Source organism: Pseudomonas sp. FP453, assembly GCF_030687495.1.
Lineage (GTDB): Bacteria > Pseudomonadota > Gammaproteobacteria > Pseudomonadales > Pseudomonadaceae > Aquipseudomonas.
The window spans coordinates 313,597-336,894 of record NZ_CP117435.1; the positions used below are offsets into that span (position 1 = coordinate 313,597).

Annotated in this window: 13 protein-coding genes, 1 tRNA gene and 2 pseudogenes; 4 read left to right on the plus strand and 12 right to left on the minus strand. The window is 60.0% G+C overall.

Annotation, left to right across the window (positions count from 1 at the left end):
* Positions 1–57: 57 nt before the first annotated feature.
* From PSH87_RS01440 to PSH87_RS01470, 7 genes are all read right to left on the minus strand, one after another.
* The gene (locus PSH87_RS01440; RefSeq protein ID WP_305432210.1) at positions 58–2,187 is read right to left on the minus strand and encodes a M48 family metallopeptidase; all 2,130 of its coding nucleotides are present in this window, start codon (positions 2,185–2,187) and stop codon (positions 58–60) included.
* A gap of 66 nt (positions 2,188–2,253) precedes the next feature.
* On the minus strand, positions 2,254–3,819 hold the full coding sequence (locus tag PSH87_RS01445; protein WP_026136538.1) for a M48 family metallopeptidase: 1,566 nt from the start codon (positions 3,817–3,819) through the stop codon (positions 2,254–2,256).
* A gap of 12 nt (positions 3,820–3,831) precedes the next feature.
* A complete protein-coding gene (locus PSH87_RS01450; protein ID WP_017734873.1) occupies positions 3,832–4,197 on the minus strand; it encodes a hypothetical protein in 366 nt (121 codons plus the stop codon).
* Positions 4,198–4,234: 37 nt separating this feature from the next.
* Complete coding sequence (locus PSH87_RS01455; RefSeq protein WP_305432212.1) at positions 4,235–5,578, minus strand: CHASE2 domain-containing protein; 1,344 nt, start codon at positions 5,576–5,578, stop codon at positions 4,235–4,237.
* Positions 5,579–5,718: 140 nt separating this feature from the next.
* The gene (locus PSH87_RS01460; protein ID WP_305432213.1) at positions 5,719–8,148 is read right to left on the minus strand and encodes a TonB-dependent receptor; all 2,430 of its coding nucleotides are present in this window, start codon (positions 8,146–8,148) and stop codon (positions 5,719–5,721) included.
* A 100-nt stretch (positions 8,149–8,248) separates the two neighbouring features.
* Positions 8,249–9,196: a FecR domain-containing protein gene (locus PSH87_RS01465; RefSeq protein ID WP_305432214.1), complete on the minus strand. Its 948-nt coding sequence runs from the start codon at positions 9,194–9,196 to the stop codon at positions 8,249–8,251.
* The gene (locus PSH87_RS01470; protein ID WP_305432216.1) at positions 9,196–9,696 is read right to left on the minus strand and encodes a sigma-70 family RNA polymerase sigma factor; all 501 of its coding nucleotides are present in this window, start codon (positions 9,694–9,696) and stop codon (positions 9,196–9,198) included. Before PSH87_RS01470 ends, PSH87_RS01465 begins: the two co-directional genes overlap by 1 nt.
* A gap of 716 nt (positions 9,697–10,412) precedes the next feature.
* On the opposite strand from PSH87_RS01470, the gene PSH87_RS01475 reads away from it, so the two are divergent.
* Positions 10,413–10,727, plus strand: a complete 315-nt coding sequence (locus tag PSH87_RS01475) for a colicin E1 family microcin immunity protein (protein WP_305432217.1) — start codon at positions 10,413–10,415, stop codon at positions 10,725–10,727.
* 61 nt (positions 10,728–10,788) lie between these two features.
* Here PSH87_RS01475 and PSH87_RS28725 read toward each other — a convergent pair whose 3' ends face one another.
* On the minus strand, positions 10,789–10,932 hold the full coding sequence (locus PSH87_RS28725; protein WP_370695288.1) for a hypothetical protein: 144 nt from the start codon (positions 10,930–10,932) through the stop codon (positions 10,789–10,791).
* A gap of 541 nt (positions 10,933–11,473) precedes the next feature.
* On the opposite strand from PSH87_RS28725, the pseudogene PSH87_RS01480 reads away from it, so the two are divergent.
* Positions 11,474–11,680 (plus strand): annotated as a pseudogene (locus tag PSH87_RS01480) (hypothetical protein); the annotation flags it as partial.
* A gap of 206 nt (positions 11,681–11,886) precedes the next feature.
* Positions 11,887–12,138, plus strand: a pseudogene (locus tag PSH87_RS01485) (hypothetical protein); the annotation flags it as partial.
* Positions 12,139–12,198: 60 nt separating this feature from the next.
* Here the strand turns inward: PSH87_RS01485 and PSH87_RS01490 are convergent.
* The 4 genes from PSH87_RS01490 to PSH87_RS01505 form a co-directional block, all read right to left on the minus strand.
* A tRNA-Thr gene (locus tag PSH87_RS01490) sits at positions 12,199–12,274 on the minus strand.
* Positions 12,275–12,382: 108 nt separating this feature from the next.
* Positions 12,383–13,759, minus strand: a complete 1,377-nt coding sequence (locus PSH87_RS01495; protein ID WP_305432218.1) for an HlyD family type I secretion periplasmic adaptor subunit — start codon at positions 13,757–13,759, stop codon at positions 12,383–12,385.
* A complete protein-coding gene (locus PSH87_RS01500) occupies positions 13,749–15,902 on the minus strand; it encodes a type I secretion system permease/ATPase (RefSeq protein ID WP_017734865.1) in 2,154 nt (717 codons plus the stop codon). The genes PSH87_RS01495 and PSH87_RS01500 overlap by 11 nt, the downstream gene beginning before the upstream one ends.
* A 45-nt stretch (positions 15,903–15,947) precedes the next feature.
* Entirely contained in the window at positions 15,948–17,300 is a 1,353-nt protein-coding gene (locus PSH87_RS01505; protein WP_017734864.1) for a TolC family outer membrane protein, read from the minus strand.
* Between the two features lie 341 nt (positions 17,301–17,641).
* On the opposite strand from PSH87_RS01505, the gene PSH87_RS01510 reads away from it, so the two are divergent.
* Entirely contained in the window at positions 17,642–23,269 is a 5,628-nt protein-coding gene (locus PSH87_RS01510; RefSeq protein ID WP_305432220.1) for a retention module-containing protein, read from the plus strand.
* Positions 23,270–23,298: the final 29 nt, after the last annotated feature.

Below are 23,298 nucleotides of genomic sequence, written 5' to 3' on the forward strand. Positions count from 1 at the left end.
TCTGATTTCAGGCGATAAAAAACCCCGACTGGTTCGGGGTTTTTTTATGCCGCGGGATCAGTCCTCGCGGTGCTGCAAAATGCTGCGGGCCAGTGCGGCGTTCTTGTAGTCGAGCATCACCGACAGTCCTTCATAGGGCTCGATTTTTTTTCCGTCGATGCACAGCTGCGCCATCAGCAGCAGCACCTGGCGCTTCTTCTTGTTGACCCGTACACCGGGCACGCCGAATGCGGTCTTGCGCGTTTCGGGCAAAGGCGCCTCGGGTGTCAGTTGGATCGTCACCCAGATCCCCTGGACGAACTGCAGCGTGATCTCGTCGATATGCGCGATGGGCAGCGGCTGCGCCAAATTGTTGAATACAAAATGCTCGGGCGTGAGGCGCAAGGCGGTCTGCGGTGCGCGCTTGAAGCGGCGGATGCCCAGCCACAACAGGGCCAGGCCAATCATTCCAAGGCACGCGCCTGCGCCGAGCGCCGACAGCGGCGTGCCCTTCATGCGCTCCGGGGCAAGCCAGGGGCGGCTTATGGCAAACAGGCCCGCCAGCACGAAGGGCAGGCCCGACAGCGCCATCAACGTGCCGCGCCACGGGCCGCCTTCGTGCAATTCACGCTCGCCTGCGGCCGAAGCCGCCAGGGTTTCCAGCAGGTGGGTGTGCGCCGAGTCTTCGGATGCCGCCACCGCGATCAAGTCCTGCGTCAATTGCTCGCGCAGTGTGTGCGGCGCGTTGAAGCAGGCATCGATCTGCCCGTTCGCGGCGTCGGCGTCCACGGCGCGGGTGGCGCTGTGCATCGCGTCTTCCAGCGGTACGTGCAGGGCCTGCAAGCGCTCGCCATTGGACGGATGGGAATCGGTTGGGTGTGGCTGATGAATGTCCAGCGCCTCGGCTGGCAGGTGCAGCTCAGCGCCTTGCAGCGCGTTGAGCACGGCAGCGGGCAAGTCGCGTTCAGCGGCGTTTTCGCACGCGGTCATCAGCGCGTCGTCGATCGGCGCCTGCAACACCGAGACCCGCAACAATGCCGAAGCGGCAGCCCCATTGCCCACCAGCCGTGCGCCGGCGGCATCCGCGAGCAATTCGCGCTCGCGGCTCCAATGGTTCACCGCATGATCAAAGCGCTGCATGAAAAACTCACCGAGCATGAACGACGGGCGCATCAGGCGGCCCTGGATCGGGTCGCTGGCCGCCATGGTTTCGAGCAACCCGCAGAGGCTGCGGTGGACCCCGTCGTAGATCGGCAAGAAGCGCAGGCTGTAGGCGGTGTCGTCGCCGGCAAAGTGCGCCAGCTCATGGCCGATCACTGCGCCGATTTCCTCACGGTCCAGCAGCCCCAGGTACAGCAACGGGAGATGCAGGGTGCGCCCGCGCAACGGGGTTTCGGCGGGCATCACCAGGGCATCGCTGGAGGTCACGTAGAAGCCCTGGGTCAGGCTCACCACGATATGCTCCGGCGGCAACGCGCCCAACTTGGCCGCCAGCTCATCGACGTGGCGCCACAGGCCCGGCGCCTGTTCCGGCGTGACGCGCTGCCCGAACATCTCCAGCGGCGTGGGTTCGAACATCGCCAGCATGGGGCGCAGTTGCTTGAGCAACAGCCAGATCGAATACAGGCAAAACGCAGCGACGACCCCCAGGATGCCCATCAGCTTCATCTCGCCGCTGCCAAGCCGGCCGACATGCCACAACGCCAGGCCCTCGAAGAGCAGCACCAGCGCCACCGTCGCGGCCATCGCCACCACATGGCTCACCAGCACGTAGGGCAACAGGCGACTGCCGAGGGAGAACACCTGCAACAACGTCTGCCGCGACTGCTGCGCGCGGTGCCCGGCCCAGTGTGTGCCAGCGAGTGCGGCCAGGCCGATGAGGGCCGCGAGCGACCCGAGGCCGATCACCCATGGCGCCAGTGCGTGCAGGACGCGGTTGATGCGGTGGGCGGTGGGCAGCTCGGCTTCGGTTTTTTCCACCCGCGCGATGGCCTCTTGAACGGTGATGAGGCCCTCGGGTGGGGGGATTGCCGATGCGGGTTGTCTGGCGGCTACCGCTTGCAGGGGTTGTTTGTAGTTCGCGAGGTTGAGGCGCAATTCAACCAGCGCCGTGGCGGCGCGGTCAGCCCGCTGAAGCTCCCAGCCGCCAAGGGCGGCCAGGAGCATGGGGAAAACAACCAGCAGGCAGATCAGTTTCAGGGCGTTCATGGGAGTCCGTTCACAACGCGGGAAATTTTCCGGTTATACCGAAGAACCGCGTTTAAGGGATACCCGTCAGGCCTTCACCGGCGCCAGTTTCTTGCAGTTCTCCTTGCGCGTCGGGTACTGCTCGCACTTGCGCAGCACGCTTTGCACCTGTTGCGCGTTCTGCATTTGTTGATTGGCCAGCAGCTTCTCGGTGATGAACAGCTCTTCCGAACCGAGGTGGCGCTCGGCCTTGTCGATCATCGCCAGCGCCGATTGCCCATCGCCGCGCTTGAGGTGGTAGCTGATCATCAGGTCATAGGTCGAAGGGCCGGCCAGCGACCAGTCCTTGATCGCCTGCAACTCCTTGATCGCCTCGCTGCTTCGGCCCTGGGCCAGGCGCACGGTGTAGGCGGTGCGACGGATGCCCGGTTGGTCCTTGACCGGCGAGGCCAGCGCCTTGCGCACAAAACCATCGGCATCGGACACCTTGTTTTTCTCCAGGGCGTCGATGGCGAAGTAGGCGTCTTTATAGCCCTGCATGGCCTTCGCCACCTGCGGCGTGTTCTTCATCGTCGTCCAGCTTTGCGGGCTGACCCGGGCGCGGCGTTCCTGGCGGTATTCGCGCTGCAAGTACTGGCGCAGCTCGGTGTCGCGGTCCATCGCCGACATGTGCGAGCGGTTGAAATACTGAGTGGTCGCGGTGATGCCGGTGGTCAGGCCGTCCTTGACCAGCACGTCCAGCTCTTTGGTGAACTGGTTGAGGTTGAACTGCTGCAACGAGTCCTGCATGGCGTTCTTGCGCGCGGTGAGAAAGCCGGTGAGCAACGGTTTTTGCTTGCCCTGGAAGTCATTCAAGCGCTCCAGGCTATGAGTGGCGGCGCGGGGCGCGTAGCCGGCGCGGATCATCAGGTCGGTGCCGAGCAAGTCGGCCTGGTCTTCCTGGCTGCGGCCCCAGGCGGTGCTCCACACGTGGTCGGAAAAGGTGTTGGCCAACGTGGTGTACAGCACCGTGTTGCCGATGGTTTTCTGCGTGCCGGCCGGGTCTTTGCTGAACACTTTCATGGTGCCGGAGCTGCGGTCGATGCCGGTATCGGCGGCCATGGTGGCCAGGGCGACCGTGGACGCGACCGTGGTGAACATCTCTTTCTGCTGCTGGAAGGCGGCCATGCGGTCATGGTGATGCAGCAGCACGTGGCTCATCTCGTGGCCGAGCATCGCGGCGATTTCATCTTCGCTGCCGACGTTATCGAGCATGCCCAGGGGCACGAACAGGTTGCCGTACGGGTCCGCTGAAGGCCCGAAGCCGTAGCTGTCGGTGATCTTCACCTGCAAGGTCGGCAACTCACCCGGCCAGCCTTTGGACAGGCGCGTGACGATGCCCTGCAAGTACACCTGCAACATCGGGATATCCACCAGGTTCTGCTGGCGCGCTTCAGCTGCCGGCACCGCGCGGCCGTCGTAGCTCAAGCGTTGCTGGCTCTGGCGTTGCGGGTCGAGCTTGTAGTACTGGCGCACGTCGGTGTTGTCCACGTAGTGGCCCTGCACCCTGGATTGGGTCGAAGGGCCCACCAGGTTCATGAAGGCCTGGTCCGCCCCCTTCAATGTCGCGCAACCGCTCAGCAGTGCGCTGGCCAGCAATAGATATCCCTTCACCGCCACGCTCCTTTATTGATTGCAGCCCGCACCAAAACCGATGGTGGAGTTGTTGCGGCTGTCTTTGGTCTGGCTCTTGGTCAGGCCCTGGCAAGGCAGCTCGACGATATTGAGCGGCGGCACGATGCGCAGGTCCATGGTGTCCAGCCAGACCTTCTGGCCGGCCAGTTCCACCTGTACCAGGTCGAGCGCCTTGTTGTACTGCAACACCGGCACGGGTTGGCTGGGCGTGTCTTTTTTCGGCAGCTCGCGCTGTTGTTTGCCCTGCTCATCCAGCACCGCCACCGGGTCGGCGAGGAAGGCCATGATGTTGTGGGTTTCGGCCCAGGCGCCTTGAGTGAAGAGGGCAGCGAGCAATACGATCAGGTGTTTGTTCATCCTTGGGTTCCTTGAGTCAAAAAATACAACGGCGCCTTCAGCGATCGCGGTCGAACCAGGCTTCGATCCGTTCGCTGAACAGCACCAACGACAGCAATACAATGCCCAGCACGTTGACCGGGGTGATGTGGTTCAGGCTCAGCAGCACACTCAGCGCGATGAGCACCGACATCACCAACAGCCACGATGGGCATGGCGACGTGAAAAACCAGATTTCCTGGCGCCGCCAACGGCTCCAGGTGCGATAGCCCGCCAGCCGCCGCGCGTGCAGGGCCTTGAGCAAGGCGATCAAGGCGAGCAGGCCGATCTCGACAAAGTCCAGCCAATGGAAGGGCAGGCCGGGCAGGTTGGCGGGCTCGTGGTCGTAGGCCATGCCGTCGTTGATCAGGTTATCGAGGGCCATGGCGTGCAGGTACACGCCGGGGAGTTGGCCGTGGACCGGCGACTCCACGAGGTCGCCGGTGGAGGTGATGTTGGCGCCGACCAATACCAGGCGGTCGCGCAACAATTCGGCGATCAGTTCTTGGTCTTGCGGGTCGCTGACTTCGAGGTCGCTGGCCGACAAGGTCAGCGTGTAGGGGCAGCGCGCCTGGGCCGAATCGTCGAGCTTCCAGAACACCGCCTGGAACAACTGCGCCACCGCTTCCAGCAAAAAATGCCGCGCCGGCGCGCAATGGCCGATGTCGGCGATGCGTGCTTGTTCCGGTGCGAGTTTCAGGCCCCATTGCACGGCGATGGGTTGCATAGCGGCGGCGACTTGCGCATCCACCGGCGGCTGTTTACACGGTTGGGTGGAACAGAAGTGTCGATACATCGCCAGGGCCGGCGTTTCCATCAGCCCGGTCGGGGTGTTCACTGCCAGCGGGTACTTGTCGTCCACGCCTTCCCACGCCACCAGGCCCGGTCGGCTCACCTCGACAAACGGCGCCAGGGTATTGGCCTGGCCCGCTTCGCCGCGCACCACGCCGGTATTGGCCAACCACAATGGAATGCCCTGGCGCTGATAACGTTCGAACACGTTCGCCAATAATTGGCTGCCCCGCGCCGGGTCGCCGAACGAGTGGTCGTGGCTGTAGAGCAGATCCACAAACACCGCCTTGGGCTTGTACGCGAGCAAGCGCTTGAACAGCTTGCTCTGCTCGCCGTAGGGCATCGGCCAGGAGGTCTGGTTGCGCATCAGGTAGGCGTCGTCGATCAGGATCACGGCCACCTGCTGCTGGCCGGTGCTTGGGTAACTGCTGGCGAACAGACGGCTGAGCCACTGGGACGAGGCCTTGTCACTGGAACTGGCCAGGCCGAACGGGTCGAGGATCGCCAGCAGCACGATAAATGCGGCCAGCCAATAGCGGCGGTATTTGAACAGCGGGGGGTTCGACAACATCCGTGTCTCGATAAAAAGCACAAGCAAGACAGGGTTTTTAGCGGAGCGGGGAGGGGGTGTCAATTGGAAAAATGGCTAAGTGCCATTACGCTGGACCAATCCAAACCCCTCGGCCAGACTGCGGCCGAGGGGTGTAGCGGTCAGAAATTCCAGCGCGTGCTGAGCATCACGTTACGGGGGTCGCCGTAGTAGGCCGAGTTATAGAAGCCGATGTTGGTGTAGTAGGTCTTGTCGAAGACGTTGTTGACGTTGAGCGTGGCCGAGACGTTGTCGGTGATCTGGTAGCGGGCCATCAGGTCCAGCAGCCACAGCGGTTCCTGGGAGAAGTTGTCCTGGCTGCCGGTGGTGTAGTTGTTGGTCAGCAGTTTCCAGCCCGTGCCCTGCCAGCGCACGCCGCTGCCCAGGGTGAGCTTGTCCAGCGCACCGGTCAGCTTGTAGCTGGTGTAGAGGTTGAACTGGTCTTCCGGTTCCCAGGTGGACAGCTTCTCGCCCTGCTTGTCGCGCATGATCTTGTGGGTGTAGCCCGCCTGCAATTGCCAGCCGGGTGCCAGCTCGCCGGAGATTTCCGCTTCGTAGCCCTTGGTCTTGGATTCCACGCCTTTATAGGCGCCGTACAGCCCGGGGATGGTTTCGGAGACATAGCTGTCGTCGCTGACCGCACGGTTGTCCTCGTGGATTTCAAAGTAGGCGAGGCTGGCGTTCAAGCGGCCATCGAAGAATTCACCCTTGAGCCCGATCTCGTAGTTCTGGCCTTCATCCGGCTCCACCGGTTTGTTATTGAGGTCGCGGTATTCGCGCTGCGGCAGGTAGATCTCGGTGTAGCTGGCGTACGCCGAGAGGTAGTCGTTGAGGTCGTAGGTGAGGCCGGCGTAAGGCACGACCTTGCCGGTGTCCTTGACCTGGCTGGTGCCGGTGACTTCGAAGTTGTTGACCCGGGTGCCGAGCATCAGGTGCATGGCGTCCGTCACGTTGAAGCGGGCGGTAACGTAGCCGGCGCTCTGGCGCGTGGTTTCGTCGTTGTAATTCGTCATCGGGCCACGGCCTGGTTCTGCGGCGTCGCCATCCCAGGGGAAGTAGTCGTGGCTGTTGCCGTTGACGTGGACGGCGGCGGTGTAGTCCTTGCCGGTCCAGCGCGAGCGCGACACCGAGGTGCCGACCACCAGTTCATGTTCGCGGCCAAACAGGCTGAACGGGCCGGTGGCGTACAGGTCGCCGGTGTCGCTGGTGGTTTCACCGTAGTAGGCGCGGGTCAGCATCATGGCTTTGCCGGTGGTCGCGTTCGGGCTCAGCAGGGCGGAGAGCGGCGCGTCGTAGCCGTTGATCTGGTGGTTGTATTGCGCCTTGCCCACCCAGCCGTTGGCGAATTCGTGTTCGAGGGTGGCGAAGCCGGTGCGCGTGTACTGCGCCCACGAGCTGAACTTGGCGCCGTTGTTGAACGAACGCGGTGTGCTGATACGGTTGCCGGCCGAATCGTACAGTGCTGCCGAACCGGACCAGCTGGAGCCCTGCGGGTCGCTGTCCTGGTAGTCGGCGCCGACGGTCAGCAGCGTGTCGGGGGACAGGTCGAATTCCAGGATGCCGTAGTACACCGCGGTCTGGCGCTGGTAGTGGTCGAGGAACGAGTGCTTGTCCTGATAGGCCGCGACGGCGCGCCCCCGCACGTTGCCCGACTCGGTCAGCGGGCCGCTGACGTCCACTTCCGAGCGATAGTTGTCCCAGGAACCCGCGCCCAGGTCGATGTAGCCCTTGAATTCCGAGGTGGGTTTCTTGCGCACCATATTGATGGTGCCCCCCAGGCCGCCGGCGCCGGTGAGCAGGCCGGTGGCGCCCTTGAGGATCTCGACGCGGTCGTAGATCACCGTGTCGGTGAGGGTGTGGCCGGAGGAGTATTGCGCGTCCTGCAGGATCGGGATGCCGTCGTACTGGAAGTTGCGAATGGCAAAGCCACGGGAGTAGTAGGACGTGCGCTCACTGTCGTAAGCCGCGACGGTGATGCCCGGCGTGTGGCGCATCACGTCGTCGAGGGACTTGAGGCTGAAGTCGTCCATGGCCTGGCGGGTCACCACGGAGATCGACTGCGGCGTCTCCCGTGGCGTCAGCACCAGTTTGGTCGCGGTGGCGATGGTGCCGGGTGTGTAGGAGCCGCTACCTTCAGTCACGGTGCCCAGCTGGTTGGTGGTGACTTCGGTGGCGCGCAGTTGCAGGGGGCCGTCGCCGGTACTGGCGACCAACACATAACCGCCGTTGCTCTGGCGTTGCGCTGCCAGGCCGCTGTTGGCCAGCAGGCGTGCGAGGCCCTCTTCAACGGTGTACGCGCCCTTGAGCCCTTCGCTGGTGAGGTTGCGCGTCTGCTGAGTATCGAACGAAATCGTCACGCCCGCCTGCACGCCGAATTGGGTCAGTGCGTTGCCTAGCGAGCCCGGTGCAATCTCGTACGCGGCCTGGCTCTGGGCGTTTGCGGGAGTGGCTTGCAGCGCCAGCGCGGGCAGGCTGGCCAGGGTCAAACCAAACAGCGCCAGACGCACGGCACGGGCCATGGCCGTCTTGGCGGTAAGAGGAAGCGGGAGCATTCGATTGTCCTTGCGTAGTCTTGGCAGAGAGCCGCTGTGTGCGCGGCTTGTGTCATTGACGGATGAGAATCGAAATCAGCAAGGTTTCCTGCGGTTTTATTTAAAGGGCTTCGATGCTGACCCAGTAGCGTGTGAGGTAAGTCACTTTTACTGGTAGGGATTTGCCCAGGTTTTGTAGGACGGTGTCAGTGTCGTCAATCCGAAACGCGCCGGAGATGCTCAGGTTCTGTACCTGAGGCGCACAGCGCAACACGCCGGGGCGGTAGCGGCCCAACTGGGTGATGAAATCCCCGAGACGCCAGTCGTCCACGCTCAGCATGCCCTGGACCCAGGCGGTTGAGCCCTGCGGTAAAGGGCGAGGACGGCCGATGGCATCGCGGTCGAAGCTGACGTGTTGGCCGGCTTCCAGGGTGAGTCGTTGCGTGTCATTGCGGCGTGGGCGGACTTCGACAGCGGCCTGTTCGACGCCCACTTCGGTGTGATCGCCCCATTGGCGCACGCTGAATCGGGTGCCGAGTGCGCGCACGTTGCCATCGCTGGTGGTCACGCTGAACGGCCGCTGGGCGGGGTCCTTGGCGGTCTGCACAAGAATCTCGCCCTGGTACAACTGGATCAGCCGTTGCTGGCCGTCGAACTGGATATCCAGCGACGTATCGACATTCATCTCCAACCGCGTGCCATCGTCCAGTTGCAGCGAACGCCGCTCACCGGAGCGGGTGCGTTGCCCGGCGAGCATCGAGCGATACGGCACCTGCTCCACCGCCAGCCATGAGCCTGCGCCCACGGCCATCAGCATGCCGAGGATCTTCAACACATCGCGTCGTTGTTGCTGCGCCGCCCCCAACCCGGAAAGCGCCGCCCGCTGCGGCATTCGCGCCCACTGCTGTTGCAGCGCCTCCACCCGCGCCCAGGCCGCCGCATGCTGCGGGCTGGCGTGCAGCCACGTCTGCCAGGCGCGGGTGCGCGCCTCGTCGGCTGCGCCGTCATTCAGCTGCACATACCAGGTGGCGGCGGCTTCCAGGGTCTTCAGATCCAGCGGCGCAGCCATCAGGGTTCGACCAGCAACAGGCATTGAGTCATGGCGCGGATCAGATGATTCTTCACCGTCGTCACCGACACGTCGAACCGCTCGGCGGCCGCCACGTAGGTCAGGCCTTCGAGCTGCACCGCGAGGAAAATCTCCCGCGTACGCGTACCCAATTCATCGAGCAGGCTGTCGATCCCCAGCAACATCTCAATGATCGACAACCGCACCTCCGGCGACACCGCCACCGGTTCCGGCTGTTGCGCCAACGCGAACAGATACGCCTGCTCAATCGCTCGCCGACGGGATTTATCGATCAACAACGAACGGGCAATCGCACTCAGGTAACCGCGAGGTTCACGGATGGGTGCCGCGTTGCGGGCCGTCATGACGCGTATGAAAGTGTCCTGCGCCAGATCGGACGCATCCGCCGCATTGCCCAGACGCACGCGCAACCAGCCTTTTAGCCAACTGTTGTGTTCGCTGTAGAGCTGATGAAGCGCGGAGTGATCGAGGGACGACATGAGCGGGCCATTGGGGAGTAAATGGTAATGGCTCTCATTATTGTGATGGTGGGGTTTTATGCAAGGGGTAGAGCGTACAAAGCACGATTTTGAATGCCGGGCTCGTGCAACCAGCGGATTTACCAATAGGCTGGCTTAAGGGCTGGTGAACCGTACGCAAGACTCAACCCTCAGAAACGAAAAAACCGGCACAAGGGCCGGTTTTTTCACCCTAACGGCCAGGGAATTTAATCACTGCGTACGGGGCTGACTAGTGGACGGATGATGACAACGGTTGGGCTATCGCTACCGTCAAACGTCGAAGGGGCGCTCATTGGCAATGAAAGCACTAACCGGGGAGGGGGTAGCCTGTCTATAAGCTTGGGTTTACTCAATGCTGGCACTCAGGAATGGGGTATGTGAATTCGTGAGGGCGTGTGACTGAACTGGCGAAAAATGGGAATAGGGCATGGTTCGCGCGTGGTTTGTTTCCCGTAAAAATTATTCGTCTTTATGGATACGTCATAATGATTATTGCCAATTCATAATTCTGCATAAAGTTAGAAGTGGGGACTGTCTCCATTTCCTGTTATGCATCGCGGCCAAATAGTGGTTCGTTCGGCGCACGATGGAAATCTGGCCAGATCTTCGATGAGTGTAGTAGCCTTGCGGGAACAGAGGGCTAAATTTATTGCGTTTAATTACACGTTAAGCGTTTTGGACAAGGATTGGTAAATATGGAAAAAAGTTACTTTTTCAAGAATTTAGTCATTGGGGTTGTGCTGTTTTTTATATGTGTATTCGTTTTTAGGTCAAGTGATGATGCCGTTGTATTTTTTGTCGTGTCTGGCGTAAATGCATTTTTGTTCCCCTTCTCAAAGCGCCTGGTAGAAGATGCTGTGTTCCGTTATACGAAAAAGGGGATTTGGGAGACGGGTCCATCAAGGACGGCTGCTGCAAATGGCGGTCACGCGCTTTTGTATTCGTTTTATTTTGCATTTGCCATTCCGTTAGGAGTGTTATTTTTGATGTTGTTTTACATGAAAAAATAGCGCTGCCGTATAGGCAGCGCGATTTGTTACTGCGCCTTAATGAGTGCGTTTAGGTCGGCGGCTAGCTTGCCGTTAATCGCGCACCTGTGGCTGCAATCAGAGCAGCAAACGCTATGATGCGTAGGGGTGTTACAGCAATGAAACCGAGCATTGCACTAACCGAGGCTGTTGCTGCTACGCCAAGGGCGATTGATTCGATCTTCACAAAAAACAGTTTGCAATCGCCCGAGTTTGCGAAATGGGGACAGTCCCCATTTGCCTCAGTTCGTCATCCACAGCGAATTCATTTTATAAAGCCCATGTTTTTGGGAGTTCAATCGGCGGCGCTACCTCGTGATGCACGCATGGTTTGCACTCCAAGAAAATAAATACGTTCGTCGGGACGATCGGTTGAGTAGGGGAAAGCATGGTTTGAACGAGCATCAAGGCTTTGAGAAGGCTCATTGCATCAGTCAAGAAACCAAAGATTTTACGACGGGTTGACATGATTGGTTGTTCCAATTTATGTGTGGAACAAGCCATTTACAGTTTTAAAATCGTGGGCTTTCCCAGGGCTTTTTTAGCGGGTAGCGGGTTCACATTCCAACGAATGCGAGACTGAGATTTGCTGGAGGCAATGCGGAGCAATAGTCGTGAAATCGCTTCATCCATTTTTAGATCCGCCTGATATCCGTCAATGGGTAACCTCTCGGCCTTTCCAATACACCGACACGCCATTGCGCTACCGCGCCTAAACTGAAATGGCTGTGATTGGCCATGATGTTTGGATTGGCAGTGATGCGATGATCTTGGAGGGTGTGAGGGTCGGAACGGGTGCTGTGATTGCGGGGCGGGCAGTTGTGGTGAAGGACGTACTGTTTTATTCCATCGTTGTAGGCTTCCCCGCAAAAGTTGTCAGGTTTAGGTTTGAGCCAGCGTTGATTGAGCTGTTGCTCGCGAGCCGTTGGTGGGATGTTGAGGTAAATGCATTGGGGGGCGCTTCGGTTGAATCATCTATCTGCCTGTCTCAAGTTGCTGGAGCGTATTCAACTAGAGAAGTCCGGCGTTTTAAAATCCGACATCAAAGCCTCCGATGCCTGCGAACAGACTGCCAAGGATGGGTTGGTGCATTTGTGTACTCGTTCTTCTGGGGGAATGGGGACAGTCCCCATTTCCCGATACCTTCGCCATGCACTTCATGATGAACGGCGGTGACATCCTGACCCTACAGCGGGGGCTTGGGCACGCCACTCTGGCCATGACTCAGAAATATGCGCATTTCAGTCCTGGGCATATGGCGGAGGTGGTTTCGTTGAATCCGTTGGCGGGTATTTTTGAGAAGAAGAGGAAGAAGAAAAGTTGGCAGGGGGAGAGCGTCCAAAAAATGAAATTGGACGTATGTTGGACGGAAGGGGGTTTTTGGTGGTTTTAGGTGGCGTGATTTTCTAAACCCCAGAAACCACAAAGCCCCGCATTGCGGGGCTTCGAGATATGGTGCCGGCACCAGGAGTCGAACCCGGGACCTACTGATTACAAGTCAGTTGCTCTACCAACTGAGCTATACCGGCGTGTTGGGCGACGATTATAGCGACTGCCAAGGTTCTGTAAACCCCTGAAATCTGACTATTTTTGCGAAAACCCAAGTTTTCGCATCACCGCCCCTTATTTCCCCGCAATCAACGCTCGTGCATCGCCTCAGCCCGGGACTTGATGATCGGTTTGAGCAGGTAGCTCAAGATGCTTTTCTTGCCGGTGATGATGTCCACCGAAGCCACCATGCCTGGGATGATCAGCAGTGGCTTCTCGTCCGTGCCCAGGTGGCTGCGGTCGGTGCGCAGTTTGATGATGTAGAAGGTGTTTTTCTTCTCTTCATCCATCACGGTGTCGGCGCCGATCTGTTCGAGCTTGCCTTTGAGGCCGCCGTAGATGGTGTAGTCGTAGGCGGTGAATTTGATCATGGCTTCCTGGCCGGGGTGCAGGAAGGCGATGTCTTGTGGGCGGATCTTGGCTTCGACCAGGATCGTGTCGTCCAGTGGCACCACTTCGGCCATGTCGCTGCCAGGCTGGATCACGCCGCCGACGGTGTTGACCAGCATCTGCTTGACGATGCCGCGCACGGGCGAGGTGACCATGGTGCGGCTGACACGGTCTTCCAGGCCCTTGGAGGTGGCTTGCGCCTTGCTTAGCATGGTGCGCGCTTCGTTCAGCTGGGCGAGGGCTTCGCTGCGGAACTTGCCGCGGGTTTCGTCGACTTTGCGCTGCACTTCGTTGATCGCCGCCTGGGCGCGGGGGATGGCCAGGGTGGTGCCGTCGAGCATGCCGCGGGTTTCCACTTCCGAGCGCTTGAGGCGCAGGACTTCCACCGGCGAAATGGCGCCCTGTGCGACCAGCGGTTCGGACATGCCGATCTCCTGGCGCAGCAGGTTCAGGCTGTTGCGGTACTGGTCCTGTTTGGAGCTGAATTCACGCAGCTCCTGCTGGCGTTGCAGCAGTTGTTGTTGCAGCCCGCCAATTTCGTCGGCCAGTTGCTGGCGGCGGCTGGCGTACAGCGATTCTTCGTTCGACACCTGGTTGGGCACGGCTTTGCGCGCAGCGTCGGTGATCTTCAGCTGGCGGTCGTCGACTTCCGCGCTGAGGCGTTCCACACGCAGTTCCATGGACACGCGCTCGGCTTCGGTTTCGCCGACGTTGGAGGCAAAGCGCGTGTCGTCCAGGCGGATCAGTGGCGCGCCGGCTTCGACGATCTGGCCTTCGTGCACATAGATCTGGGCGACGATGCCGCCCTCCAGGTTCTGGATCTTCTGGATGCGCGACGACGGGATCGCCTTGCCTTCGCCCTTGGTCACTTCGTCGATGATCGCGAAGTGCGCCCAGAGCAGCATGAACACGAAAAACCCGATCACGCCCCAGATGGTCAGGCGCACGATGCGCGGGGCGTCGTCGATCAGGGCTTTTTCGACTTCGGGCAGGGGCTGGTCATCCAGCGAATCGCTGCCTTTGAAGTAGCGGAAGATCACATCTTTCCAACGGCCTGGGCCGGACTTAAGCAACACTGATCTGCCCCTTTTTCAGCGCTTCCATGACGGCCGCTTTTGGACCGTCCGCGAGTATCTGGCCACGGTCGATCACCAGCAGGCGATCCACCAGGCTCAACAGCGAGGCGCGGTGGGTGACCAGAATCACCGTCTTGTTTTCGATGACGGCTTGCAAGCGCTGTTTCAGGCGCTCTTCACCGGTGTTGTCCATGGCGCTGGTCGGTTCGTCCAGCAGCAGGATCGGCGGGTTGAGCAGCAACGCACGGGCCAGGGCGACGTTCTGGCGTTGGCCGCCGGAGAGGTTCTGTCCGCGCTCGCCGACTTGCAACTCGTAGCCTTGCGGGTGCAGCCTGGCGAATTCATGCACGCCAGCCAGTTCGGCGGCTTGCAGCACCATTTCATCGTCCACGTAGCGCGCACCCGAGACCAGGTTGTCGCGCAGGGTGCCGGCCAGCAGCTGGATGTCCTGGGCAACGTAGCCGATGTTGTGGCGCAGCTCGCTGACGTCGATCTGGCGGATGTCTACACCGTCCACCAGCAACGACCCCGAGTCCGGCTGGTACAGGCCCACCAGCAGCTTGGCCAGCGAGCTTTTGCCCGAGCCGCTGCGGCCGATGATGCCGATTTTTTCGCCCGGGCGGACGTTCAGGTTGATCCCGCGCAGGGCCGGGTTCTGCTGGTCCGGGTAGGTGAAATTGACTTCGCGGAAGGTCATCGCGCCTTGCAGCGTCTTGCGGCTGAGGGGGCGTTCGTCGAAGTTGCGTTCCTGCGGCAGCTCCATCATCTGGTCCACCGAGACCATCGTCACCTTGGCTTGCTGGTAGCGCGTCAGCAGGCCCGACAACTGCGCCAACGGGCCGAGTGCGCGGCCGCTGAGCATGTAGCAGGCCACCAGGCCGCCCATGCTCAGGGTGCCGTCGATGATCTGGTACACACCAAAGATGATCATCGCCACGCCGGCCACTTGCTGGATCAGCAGCGTGATGTTCATCGCCAGGCCCGACAGCACCTTGACCCGCAGCTCCAGGCGGCTGAGGGTGCCAATGGTTTGTTCCCACTGGTATTGGCGTTCGCTTTCGGCGTTGTTGACCTTCACCGCATCCAGCCCGGCGAGGGTCTCGATCAGGCTCGACTGGCGCTCGGCGCCCAGGGCCATGGTGCGCTCAAGTGTCGCGGTCAGCGGTTTTTGCAGGAAGTGGCCGATGCCCAGGGCGAGCGGGAAGGCGACGATGGGGATCCACACCAGGTGGCCGCCCAACAGCGCGATCACGCCGAGGATGATCAAGGTAAACGGCAGATCGATCAGGCTGGCGAGGGTCAGGGACGTGAGAAAGTCACGCATCCCCTGGAACTCGTGGATGTTCGAGGCGTAGCTGCCGACACGCGCCGGGCGCATTTTCATCGACATGCCGACGATGCGCTCGAACAGCGTCGCCGAAATGATCAGGTCGGTTTTCTTGCCCGCCAAGTCCAGGCACAGGCTGCGCATGCTCTTGAGCAACAGGTCGAACAGATAGGCGCCGCAGATACCGATGGCCAGCACCCACAGGGTGGCGGTGGCCTGGTTCGGCACGACGCGGTCATACACGTTCATCACGAACAACGGCGCGGCCAGGGCGATCAGGTTGATCACCAGGCTCGCGGCGATGGCGTCGGCGTATAGCCAGCGTGAACGCTTGAGGGTGTCTTTGAACCACGAGCGAGCGCGTGGGATCAGGGTGCCGCTGGTTACGTCAAATTTATGCTGCGGCTGGGCGAAGAAAACCCGACCGCTGTAATCCTGGCTCAGCACTTCACGGCTGACGTGGACTTCGCCACCGTCACTTTCGCTGAGCAGCAGGCGGGCGGTATCGCCCTCCCAGCCCAGCAGCACCGCACTGCGCCCTTCCTTTAATAGCAACAAGGCCGGCAATGCGATGGAGGGGATCTGTTCCAGCTTGCGTTGCAGCAACCGCCCCTGCAAACCCGCCCGCGCTGCTGCGCGCGGCAGCAGGTCGGCGCTCATGCGCTGGCCTGCCAGCGGCAAGCCGGTGGTCAGCATGGCCCGACTGGCGGGCTTGTAATGCAGGGAGCAGAGAGCCAACAACCCATCTAGCAATGGGTCGTCATGCTGAGTGCGCGGGTCATGGTTGAGTTGCGCCACACCAATTTCAGGATCCAAGCTGACTCTCTCTTAAGCGGTTTTGTGGTTCAACGCCGTCAAGAATCAGTTCATCCCTGGCAGGTTTACCGACGGTTTAATATCGTTTTGCACAACTGATGCCATCGGAGCAACCACGCCCTGACTTTTCAGCAGTTGGCCCATGTCGGCCTTGATACGGTACTGCGTGTAGATATGCAGGCTTTTGATCTGGGCCAAACGCTGCTGAGCGGTGAACAGTTCGTTCTCGCTGTCGAGCAAGTCGAGCAGTGTACGCTCACCGAGGCTGAACTGCTGCTGGTACGAGGTGCGAACTTTGGTGCTGCGGTCCACGTATTGCTGCGCGATCGGCACCTGTTGGGTGGCGTTGTTGTAGGCGTTCCACGCCAGGCCCAATTCTTCATTCAACTGGCGCAGGGCGTTGTTGCGGATATCCAGCGCCTGGGTGGCCTGGGACGCCTTGGATTGCAGGCTGGCCTTGTCGCTACCGCCGTTGTACAGGTTGAACTGCATGTTCAGCATCGCGGAATAACCATTGTCATGGCCTTCGTCGCCGCCGACGTTGTTGTTGGCGGAGCGTTGCAGCACGGCATCAAAACGCGGGTAGAAGGTCGACTTGGCGGCTTCGTACTGCTTTTCGGCAGCGGCGATGTCGGATTCGGCCGAGCGCAGCACCGGGCTGTCGGCGATCATCTGGCGACGGGCTTCATCCAGGCTGGCAGGCAGTGCGGTCACAACGCCCAACGGCTTTTCAAGTTGATCGGGTTCTTTGCCGACAACGCTGAAGAAGTTGGTGTTGGCGTCCGCCAGGTTGGTCTGCTCGGTGATCAGGTTGTTTTGCGCCTGGGCCAGACGGGCTTCGGCCTGGTCCATGTCCGCCATTCTTCCGACGCCACGGCTGGTGCGCAGTTTGATCTGGTCAAAAATCCGTTCATGGCTTTTCAGGTTGTCTTCTGCCAGTTGCACCATCTCGCGACGGGTCAGGACATCCAGATACACCTGGGCGACGGTCAGCGCGGTGCGCTCGGAGGTATTCAGCAGTGCATAGCCACGGGAGTTGGCGGTGGCTTGTTGGCGGCCGACTTCATTAACGGTGCCAAAACCCTGGAACAAATTTTGTTGCAGGCGGATGGTCGACTCGCCGCGGTTCAGGGTTTTCCAGTCATGGCTGTTGCTGGCGGCGCGGGTCGAGGTGTTGTCGGAGCTTTCGCGGCCATAACCACCCAACAGGTCCACTTTAGGCAGGTAGCCGCCCTGGGCTTCGCGGACTTGGTAGTCAGCGGCAATGCGCGCATTGATGGCAGCCTGGATCTCAGGATGGTTCTGCACCGCGTCTTGCATCGCTTCCGGCAGGGTCTGGGCCTGGACGAAACTGGCGGCTAGAGCAAACGGCACGGCTTTAAGAAGGTGCAAACGCATTCTGGTGTTTCCCTGGGATTGGTTGCCTTAAAAACGCAACAAACGTGAAAAATTGCATTGGAATTGGCAACCGAAATGACTGCTTGTCATAGGAACCTGGTAGTCCAAACAGAAAGTCGCGAGCCGATTAAATATCAATGTGACATTACCGGGCGGATTGTTTAGGATGGCGCCAAATAGGTCAATACCTTGACGGAAAAGTAATTTGCTGAATTAAACAACAAATTATTGACGCCAAATATTCCACACTTAGTTAAGTACTCCAGCTATCGAATCGGCATAGGTAATGAGGCCGGTCTCCATGATGGATACCCCGAACGGTAATACACGGAGAGTCTTTTATGAGCAGCGTTGCGGTCGTCAAAAGCATTGTCGGTCAAGTGTTTGCGGTATCCCCGGAAGGGATTCGTCGCCTGCTTGTAGAAGGGGATCGTCTGTTCGCCGGTGAGCAGGTTGATACGGGCGCAGCGGGCGCCGTGTCCCTGGAACTGGCTGATGGCCGTACCATCGACCTGGGCCGTGACACTCAGTGGAGCGCAAACGCTCCTGACTCCGTCACCGACCTCAGCGCCGCCACCGCTCAAGCCGCACCGTCCGTTGCCGAACTGCAGCAAGCCATCGCTGCCGGTGCCGACCCGACCCAAGACCTCGAAGCCACCGCAGCCGGCCCGACGTCTGCCGGCGCCGACGGCGCGGCTGGCGGCGGCCACAGCTTTGTCGTGCTGGAAGCCACCGCAGGCGTGGTTGACCCCACCATTGGCTACCCGACGACCGGCTTGAATGCCGGTGACGCAGTGGGCACCACCCAAACCGGCGCCACCGACACCAATGGCCCCGATGCGCGCAGCGTCACCATCACCCTGACCGCCACGCCGAGCATCACCGAAGCCGGTGGCGTTGTGGTCTACACCGTATTCATCACCCAGGCGCCGACCAGCGACCTGACCGTTACCTTGTCCAACGGCCTCTCCGTGGTGATCGCTGCCGGCCAGACCTCGGGCGCGCTGAACGTCACGTTCGCGGGTAACGACACGCCTTACCTGGACGCCTCGTCGATCTCCGCGACCATCACCGGCACCGCCGGCGGCGGCAACCTGATCATCACCACTGACCCGGCGCCAGCGGTTACCCAGATCAACGACACCATCGACACCACCACCGTCACACTGACCGCGACCCCGTCGGTGAATGAAGGCGGCCAGATCGTCTATACCGCGACCGTGAACAACCCGGCGCAGACCGACGTCGTCATCAAGCTGTCCAACAACACCACCATCACCATCGAGGCCGGTAAATCCTCCGGCACGGTCAGCGTCGACACGCCTGCCAACCTGGCGGATGGCAAAGACCTTGCCGTCAGTGTCACGATCACCGGCGCGACTGGTGGCAACTACGAAGACCTGGCGATCAACCCTGCGCCAGCGACTTCGACCGTTGTTGCTGTGGATGATCCGAGCGTATTGGCGCCGGATACCAACACAATCGCCGAAGATGGCGTCGCCACTGGCAACGTGCTGAGCAACGACAGCGACATCGACAACGTGTTGAGCGTGGCCACCTTCCAGGTGGGCGGCAACACCTATAACGCCGGCCAAACGGCCACTATCGAAGGCGTGGGTAGCATCACCATTGGTGCCGATGGCGCCTACACCTTTACCCCGGTCAAGGATTACAACGGTGAAGTGCCAACCATTGGCTACACCACCAACACCGGCTCCAGCAGCACGCTGAATGTGACGGTGACACCGGTGAACGATGCGCCGGTGATCGAAGTGACGGGCAACACCCTGGTCGAAAACACCGCCGTCGCCGGCACTGTGGCGGGCACCTTTGTGGCCCGCGATGCAGAAACGCCAGCTGCCCAGCTGAAGGTCGTGTTTACGGGCGACAGCAATAAGGATGGCTACTACGCCATCGTCGATAACAATGTCGTGCTGACCCAGAAGGGCGCGGACTTTGTGAATGCCGGTAATCAACTGCCGCAGATCGACCTGACTGTCACCGACCCAGAAGGTCTGAACTCCAACGGCGCCGCTCAACCTACCGTCACACTGCAAAACGATGTGCCGGTGATTGAGGTGGTTGCCAATACCATCGTTGAAGACACCGCTACAGCGGGCACCGTCGCCGGTACCTTCGTTGCGAAAGACGAAGAGACGCCGCGCGATGGCCTGACCATCAGCTTCACGCCGGGCACCAACGACGCGGGCTACTACGCCATCGTTGGTAACAACGTTGTGCTGACCCAGGCGGGCGCGAACTTCGTTAACGCTGGTAACCAGCTGCCGAAGATCGACTTGACGGTTACTGACCCTCAGGGCGCGAACTCCACCGGTTCTGACCAGCCCGTCGTCACCCTGCAAAACGATGTGCCGGTGATCACTGTTGTCGCCAACACCCTGGAAGAAAACTCGGCCGTAGAAGGCACCGTCGCCGGTACCTTCGTTGCCAAAGATGAAGAAACCCCACGTGATGGCCTGACCATCAGCTTTACGCCGGGCAGCAACACGCAGGGTTACTACGCCATCGTTGGCAACAACGTTGTGCTGACCAAAGAAGGTGCTGACTTCGTCAATGCTGGCAACCAGCTGCCGAAGATTGACCTGACCGTTACCGACCCAGAAGGCCTGAACTCCAAAGGTTCCGACCAACCAGTGGTTAACCTGCACAACGATGTGCCGGTGATCACCGTTGTCGCCAACACCCTGGAAGAGAACTCGGCCGTAGAAGGCACCGTCGCCGGTACCTTCGTTGCCAAAGACGAAGAGACCCCACGCGACGGCCTGACCATCAGCTTCACTCCAGGCACCAACGACGCTGGCTACTACGCCATTGTTGGCAACAACGTCGTGCTGACCCAAGCGGGCGCGAACTTCGTCAACGCTGGCAATCAACTGCCAAAAATCGACCTGACTGTCACCGACCCAGAAGGCCTGAACTCCAAAGGTTCCGACCAGCCAGTGGTCAACCTGCATAACGATGTGCCGGTGATCACTGTTGTCGCTAACACCCTGGAAGAGAACTCGGCCGTAGAAGGCACCGTCGCCGGTACCTTCGTTGCGAAAGACGAAGAGACGCCGCGCGATGGCCTGACCATCAGCTTCACTCCAGGCACCAACGACGCTGGCTACTACGCCATTGTTGGCAACAACGTCGTGCTGACCCAAGCGGGCGCGAACTTCGTTAACGCTGGCAATCAACTGCCGAAGATTGACCTGACCGTTACCGACCCAGAAGGCCTGAACTCCAAGGGTTCCGACCAACCAGTGGTTAACCTGCACAACGATGTGCCGGTGATCACTGTTGTCGCCAACACCCTGGAAGAGAACTCGGCCGTAGAAGGCACCGTCGCCGGTACCTTCGTTGCCAAAGACGAAGAGACGCCGCGCGACGGCCTGACCATCAGCTTCACTCCGGGCAGCAACGACGCGGGCTACTACGCCATCGTTGGTAACAACGTGGTGCTGACCCAGGCGGGCGCGAACTTCGTCAACGCTGGCAATCAACTGCCAAAAATCGACCTGACTGTCACCGACCCAGAAGGCCTGAACTCCAAAGGTTCCGACCAACCAGTGGTTAACCTGCACAACGATGTGCCGGTGATCACCGTTGTCGCGAACACCCTGGAAGAAAACTCGGCCGTTGAGGGTACCGTCGCTGGTACTTTCGTTGCCAAAGATGAAGAAACCCCACGTGATGGCCTGACCATCAGCTTCACGCCGGGCAGCAACGAAGCTGGCTACTACGCCATCGTTGGTAACAACGTCGTGCTGACCCAAGCGGGCGCGAACTTCGTTAACGCTGGCAATCAACTGCCGAAGATTGACCTGACCGTTACCGACCCAGAAGGCCTGAACTCCAAGGGTTCCGACCAGCCAGTGGTTAACCTGCATAACGATGTGCCGGTGATCACTGTTGTTGCGAACACCCTGGAAGAGAACTCGGCCGTAGAAGGCACCGTCGCCGGTACCTTCGTTGCCAAAGACGAAGAGACTCCACGTGACGGCCTGACCATCAGCTTCACGCCGGGCAGCAACGAAGCTGGCTACTACGCCATCGTTGGTAACAACGTCGTGCTGACCCAAGCGGGCGCGAACTTCGTTAACGCGGGTAACCAGCTGCCAAAAATCGACCTGACCGTTACCGATCCAGAAGGCCTGAACTCCAAAGGTTCCGACCAGCCAGTGGTCAACCTGCATAACGACGTGCCGGTGATCACCGTTGTCGCCAACACCCTGGAAGAGAACTCGGCCGTAGAAGGCACCGTCGCCGGTACCTTCGTTGCCAAAGACGAAGAGACCCCACGCGACGGCCTGACTATCAGCTTCACGCCAGGCACCAACGACGCGGGCTACTACGCCATCGTTGGCAACAACGTCGTGCTGACCCAAGCGGGCGCGAACTTCGTTAACGCTGGCAATCAACTGCCGAAGATTGACCTGACCGTTACCGACCCAGAAGGCCTGAACTCCAAAGGTTCCGACCAACCAGTGGTCAACCTGCACAACGACGTGCCGGTGATCACCGTTGTCGCCAACACCCTGGAAGAGAACTCGGCCGTAGAAGGCACCGTCGCCGGTACGTTCGTCGCCAAAGACGAAGAGACTCCACGTGATGGCCTGACCATCAGCTTTACGCCGGGCAGCAACACGCAGGGTTACTACGCCATCGTTGGCAACAACGTTGTGCTGACCAAAGAAGGTGCTGACTTCGTCAATGCTGGCAACCAGCTGCCGAAGATCGACCTGACTGTTACCGACCCAGAAGGCCTGAACTCCAAGGGTTCCGACCAACCAGTGGTTAACCTGCACAACGATGTGCCGGTGATCACTGTTGTCGCCAACACCCTGGAAGAAAACTCGGCCGTAGAAGGCACCGTCGCCGGTACCTTCGTTGCCAAAGACGAAGAGACGCCACGTGATGGCCTGACCATCAGCTTTACGCCGGGCAGCAACACGCAGGGTTACTACGCCATCGTTGGCAACAACGTTGTGCTGACCAAAGAAGGTGCTGACTTCGTCAATGCTGGCAACCAGCTGCCGAAGATCGACCTGACCGTTACTGATCCTGAAGGTCTGAACTCCAAAGGTTCCGACCAGCCAGTGGTCAACCTGCATAACGATGTGCCGGTGATCACTGTTGTTGCTAACACCCTGGAAGAAAACTCGGCCGTAGAAGGCACCGTCGCCGGTACCTTCGTTGCCAAAGATGAAGAAACCCCACGTGATGGCCTGACCATCAGCTTCACGCCGGGCAGCAACGACGCGGGCTACTACGCCATCGTTGGCAACAACGTTGTGCTGACCAAAGAAGGTGCTGACTTCGTCAATGCTGGCAACCAGCTGCCGAAGATCGACCTGACCGTTACTGATCCTGAAGGTCTGAACTCCAAAGGTTCCGACCAACCAGTGGTTAACCTGCACAACGACGTGCCGGTGATCACCGTTGTCGCCAACACCCTGGAAGAAAACTCGGCCGTAGAAGGCACCGTCGCCGGTACCTTCGTTGCCAAAGACGAAGAGACTCCACGTGACGGCCTGACCATCAGCTTCACGCCGGGCACCAACACGCAGGGTTACTACGCCATCGTTGGCAACAACGTTGTGCTGACCAAAGAAGGTGCTGACTTCGTCAATGCTGGCAACCAGCTGCCGAAGATCGACCTGACCGTTACTGATCCTGAAGGTCTGAACTCCAAAGGTTCCGACCAGCCAGTGGTCAACCTGCATAACGATGTGCCGGTGATCACTGTTGTTGCTAACACCCTGGAAGAAAACTCGGCCGTAGAAGCACCGTCGCCGGTACCTTCGTTGCCAAAGATGAAGAACCCCACGGATGGCCTGACCATCAGCTTCACGCCGGGCAGCAACGACGCGGGCTACTACGCCATCGTTGGCAACAACGTTGTGCTGACCAAAGAAGTGCTGACTTCGTCAATGCTGGCAACCAGCTGCCGAAGATCGACCTGACCGTTACTGATCCTGAAGGTCTGAACTCC

Coding starts and splice junctions, on each gene's coding strand:
- PSH87_RS01450 (WP_017734873.1), bottom strand. CDS start 4,197: ATGAACAAACACCTGATCGTATTGCTCGCTGCCCTCTTCACTCAAGGC.
- PSH87_RS01465 (WP_305432214.1), bottom strand. CDS start 9,196: ATGGCTGCGCCGCTGGATCTGAAGACCCTGGAAGCCGCCGCCACCTGG.
- PSH87_RS01460 (WP_305432213.1), bottom strand. CDS start 8,148: ATGCTCCCGCTTCCTCTTACCGCCAAGACGGCCATGGCCCGTGCCGTG.
- PSH87_RS01510 (WP_305432220.1), top strand. CDS start 17,642: ATGAGCAGCGTTGCGGTCGTCAAAAGCATTGTCGGTCAAGTGTTTGCG.
- PSH87_RS01440 (WP_305432210.1), bottom strand. CDS start 2,187: ATGAACGCCCTGAAACTGATCTGCCTGCTGGTTGTTTTCCCCATGCTC.
- PSH87_RS01505 (WP_017734864.1), bottom strand. CDS start 17,300: ATGCGTTTGCACCTTCTTAAAGCCGTGCCGTTTGCTCTAGCCGCCAGT.
- PSH87_RS01455 (WP_305432212.1), bottom strand. CDS start 5,578: ATGTTGTCGAACCCCCCGCTGTTCAAATACCGCCGCTATTGGCTGGCC.
- PSH87_RS01470 (WP_305432216.1), bottom strand. CDS start 9,696: ATGTCGTCCCTCGATCACTCCGCGCTTCATCAGCTCTACAGCGAACAC.
- PSH87_RS01475 (WP_305432217.1), top strand. CDS start 10,413: ATGGAAAAAAGTTACTTTTTCAAGAATTTAGTCATTGGGGTTGTGCTG.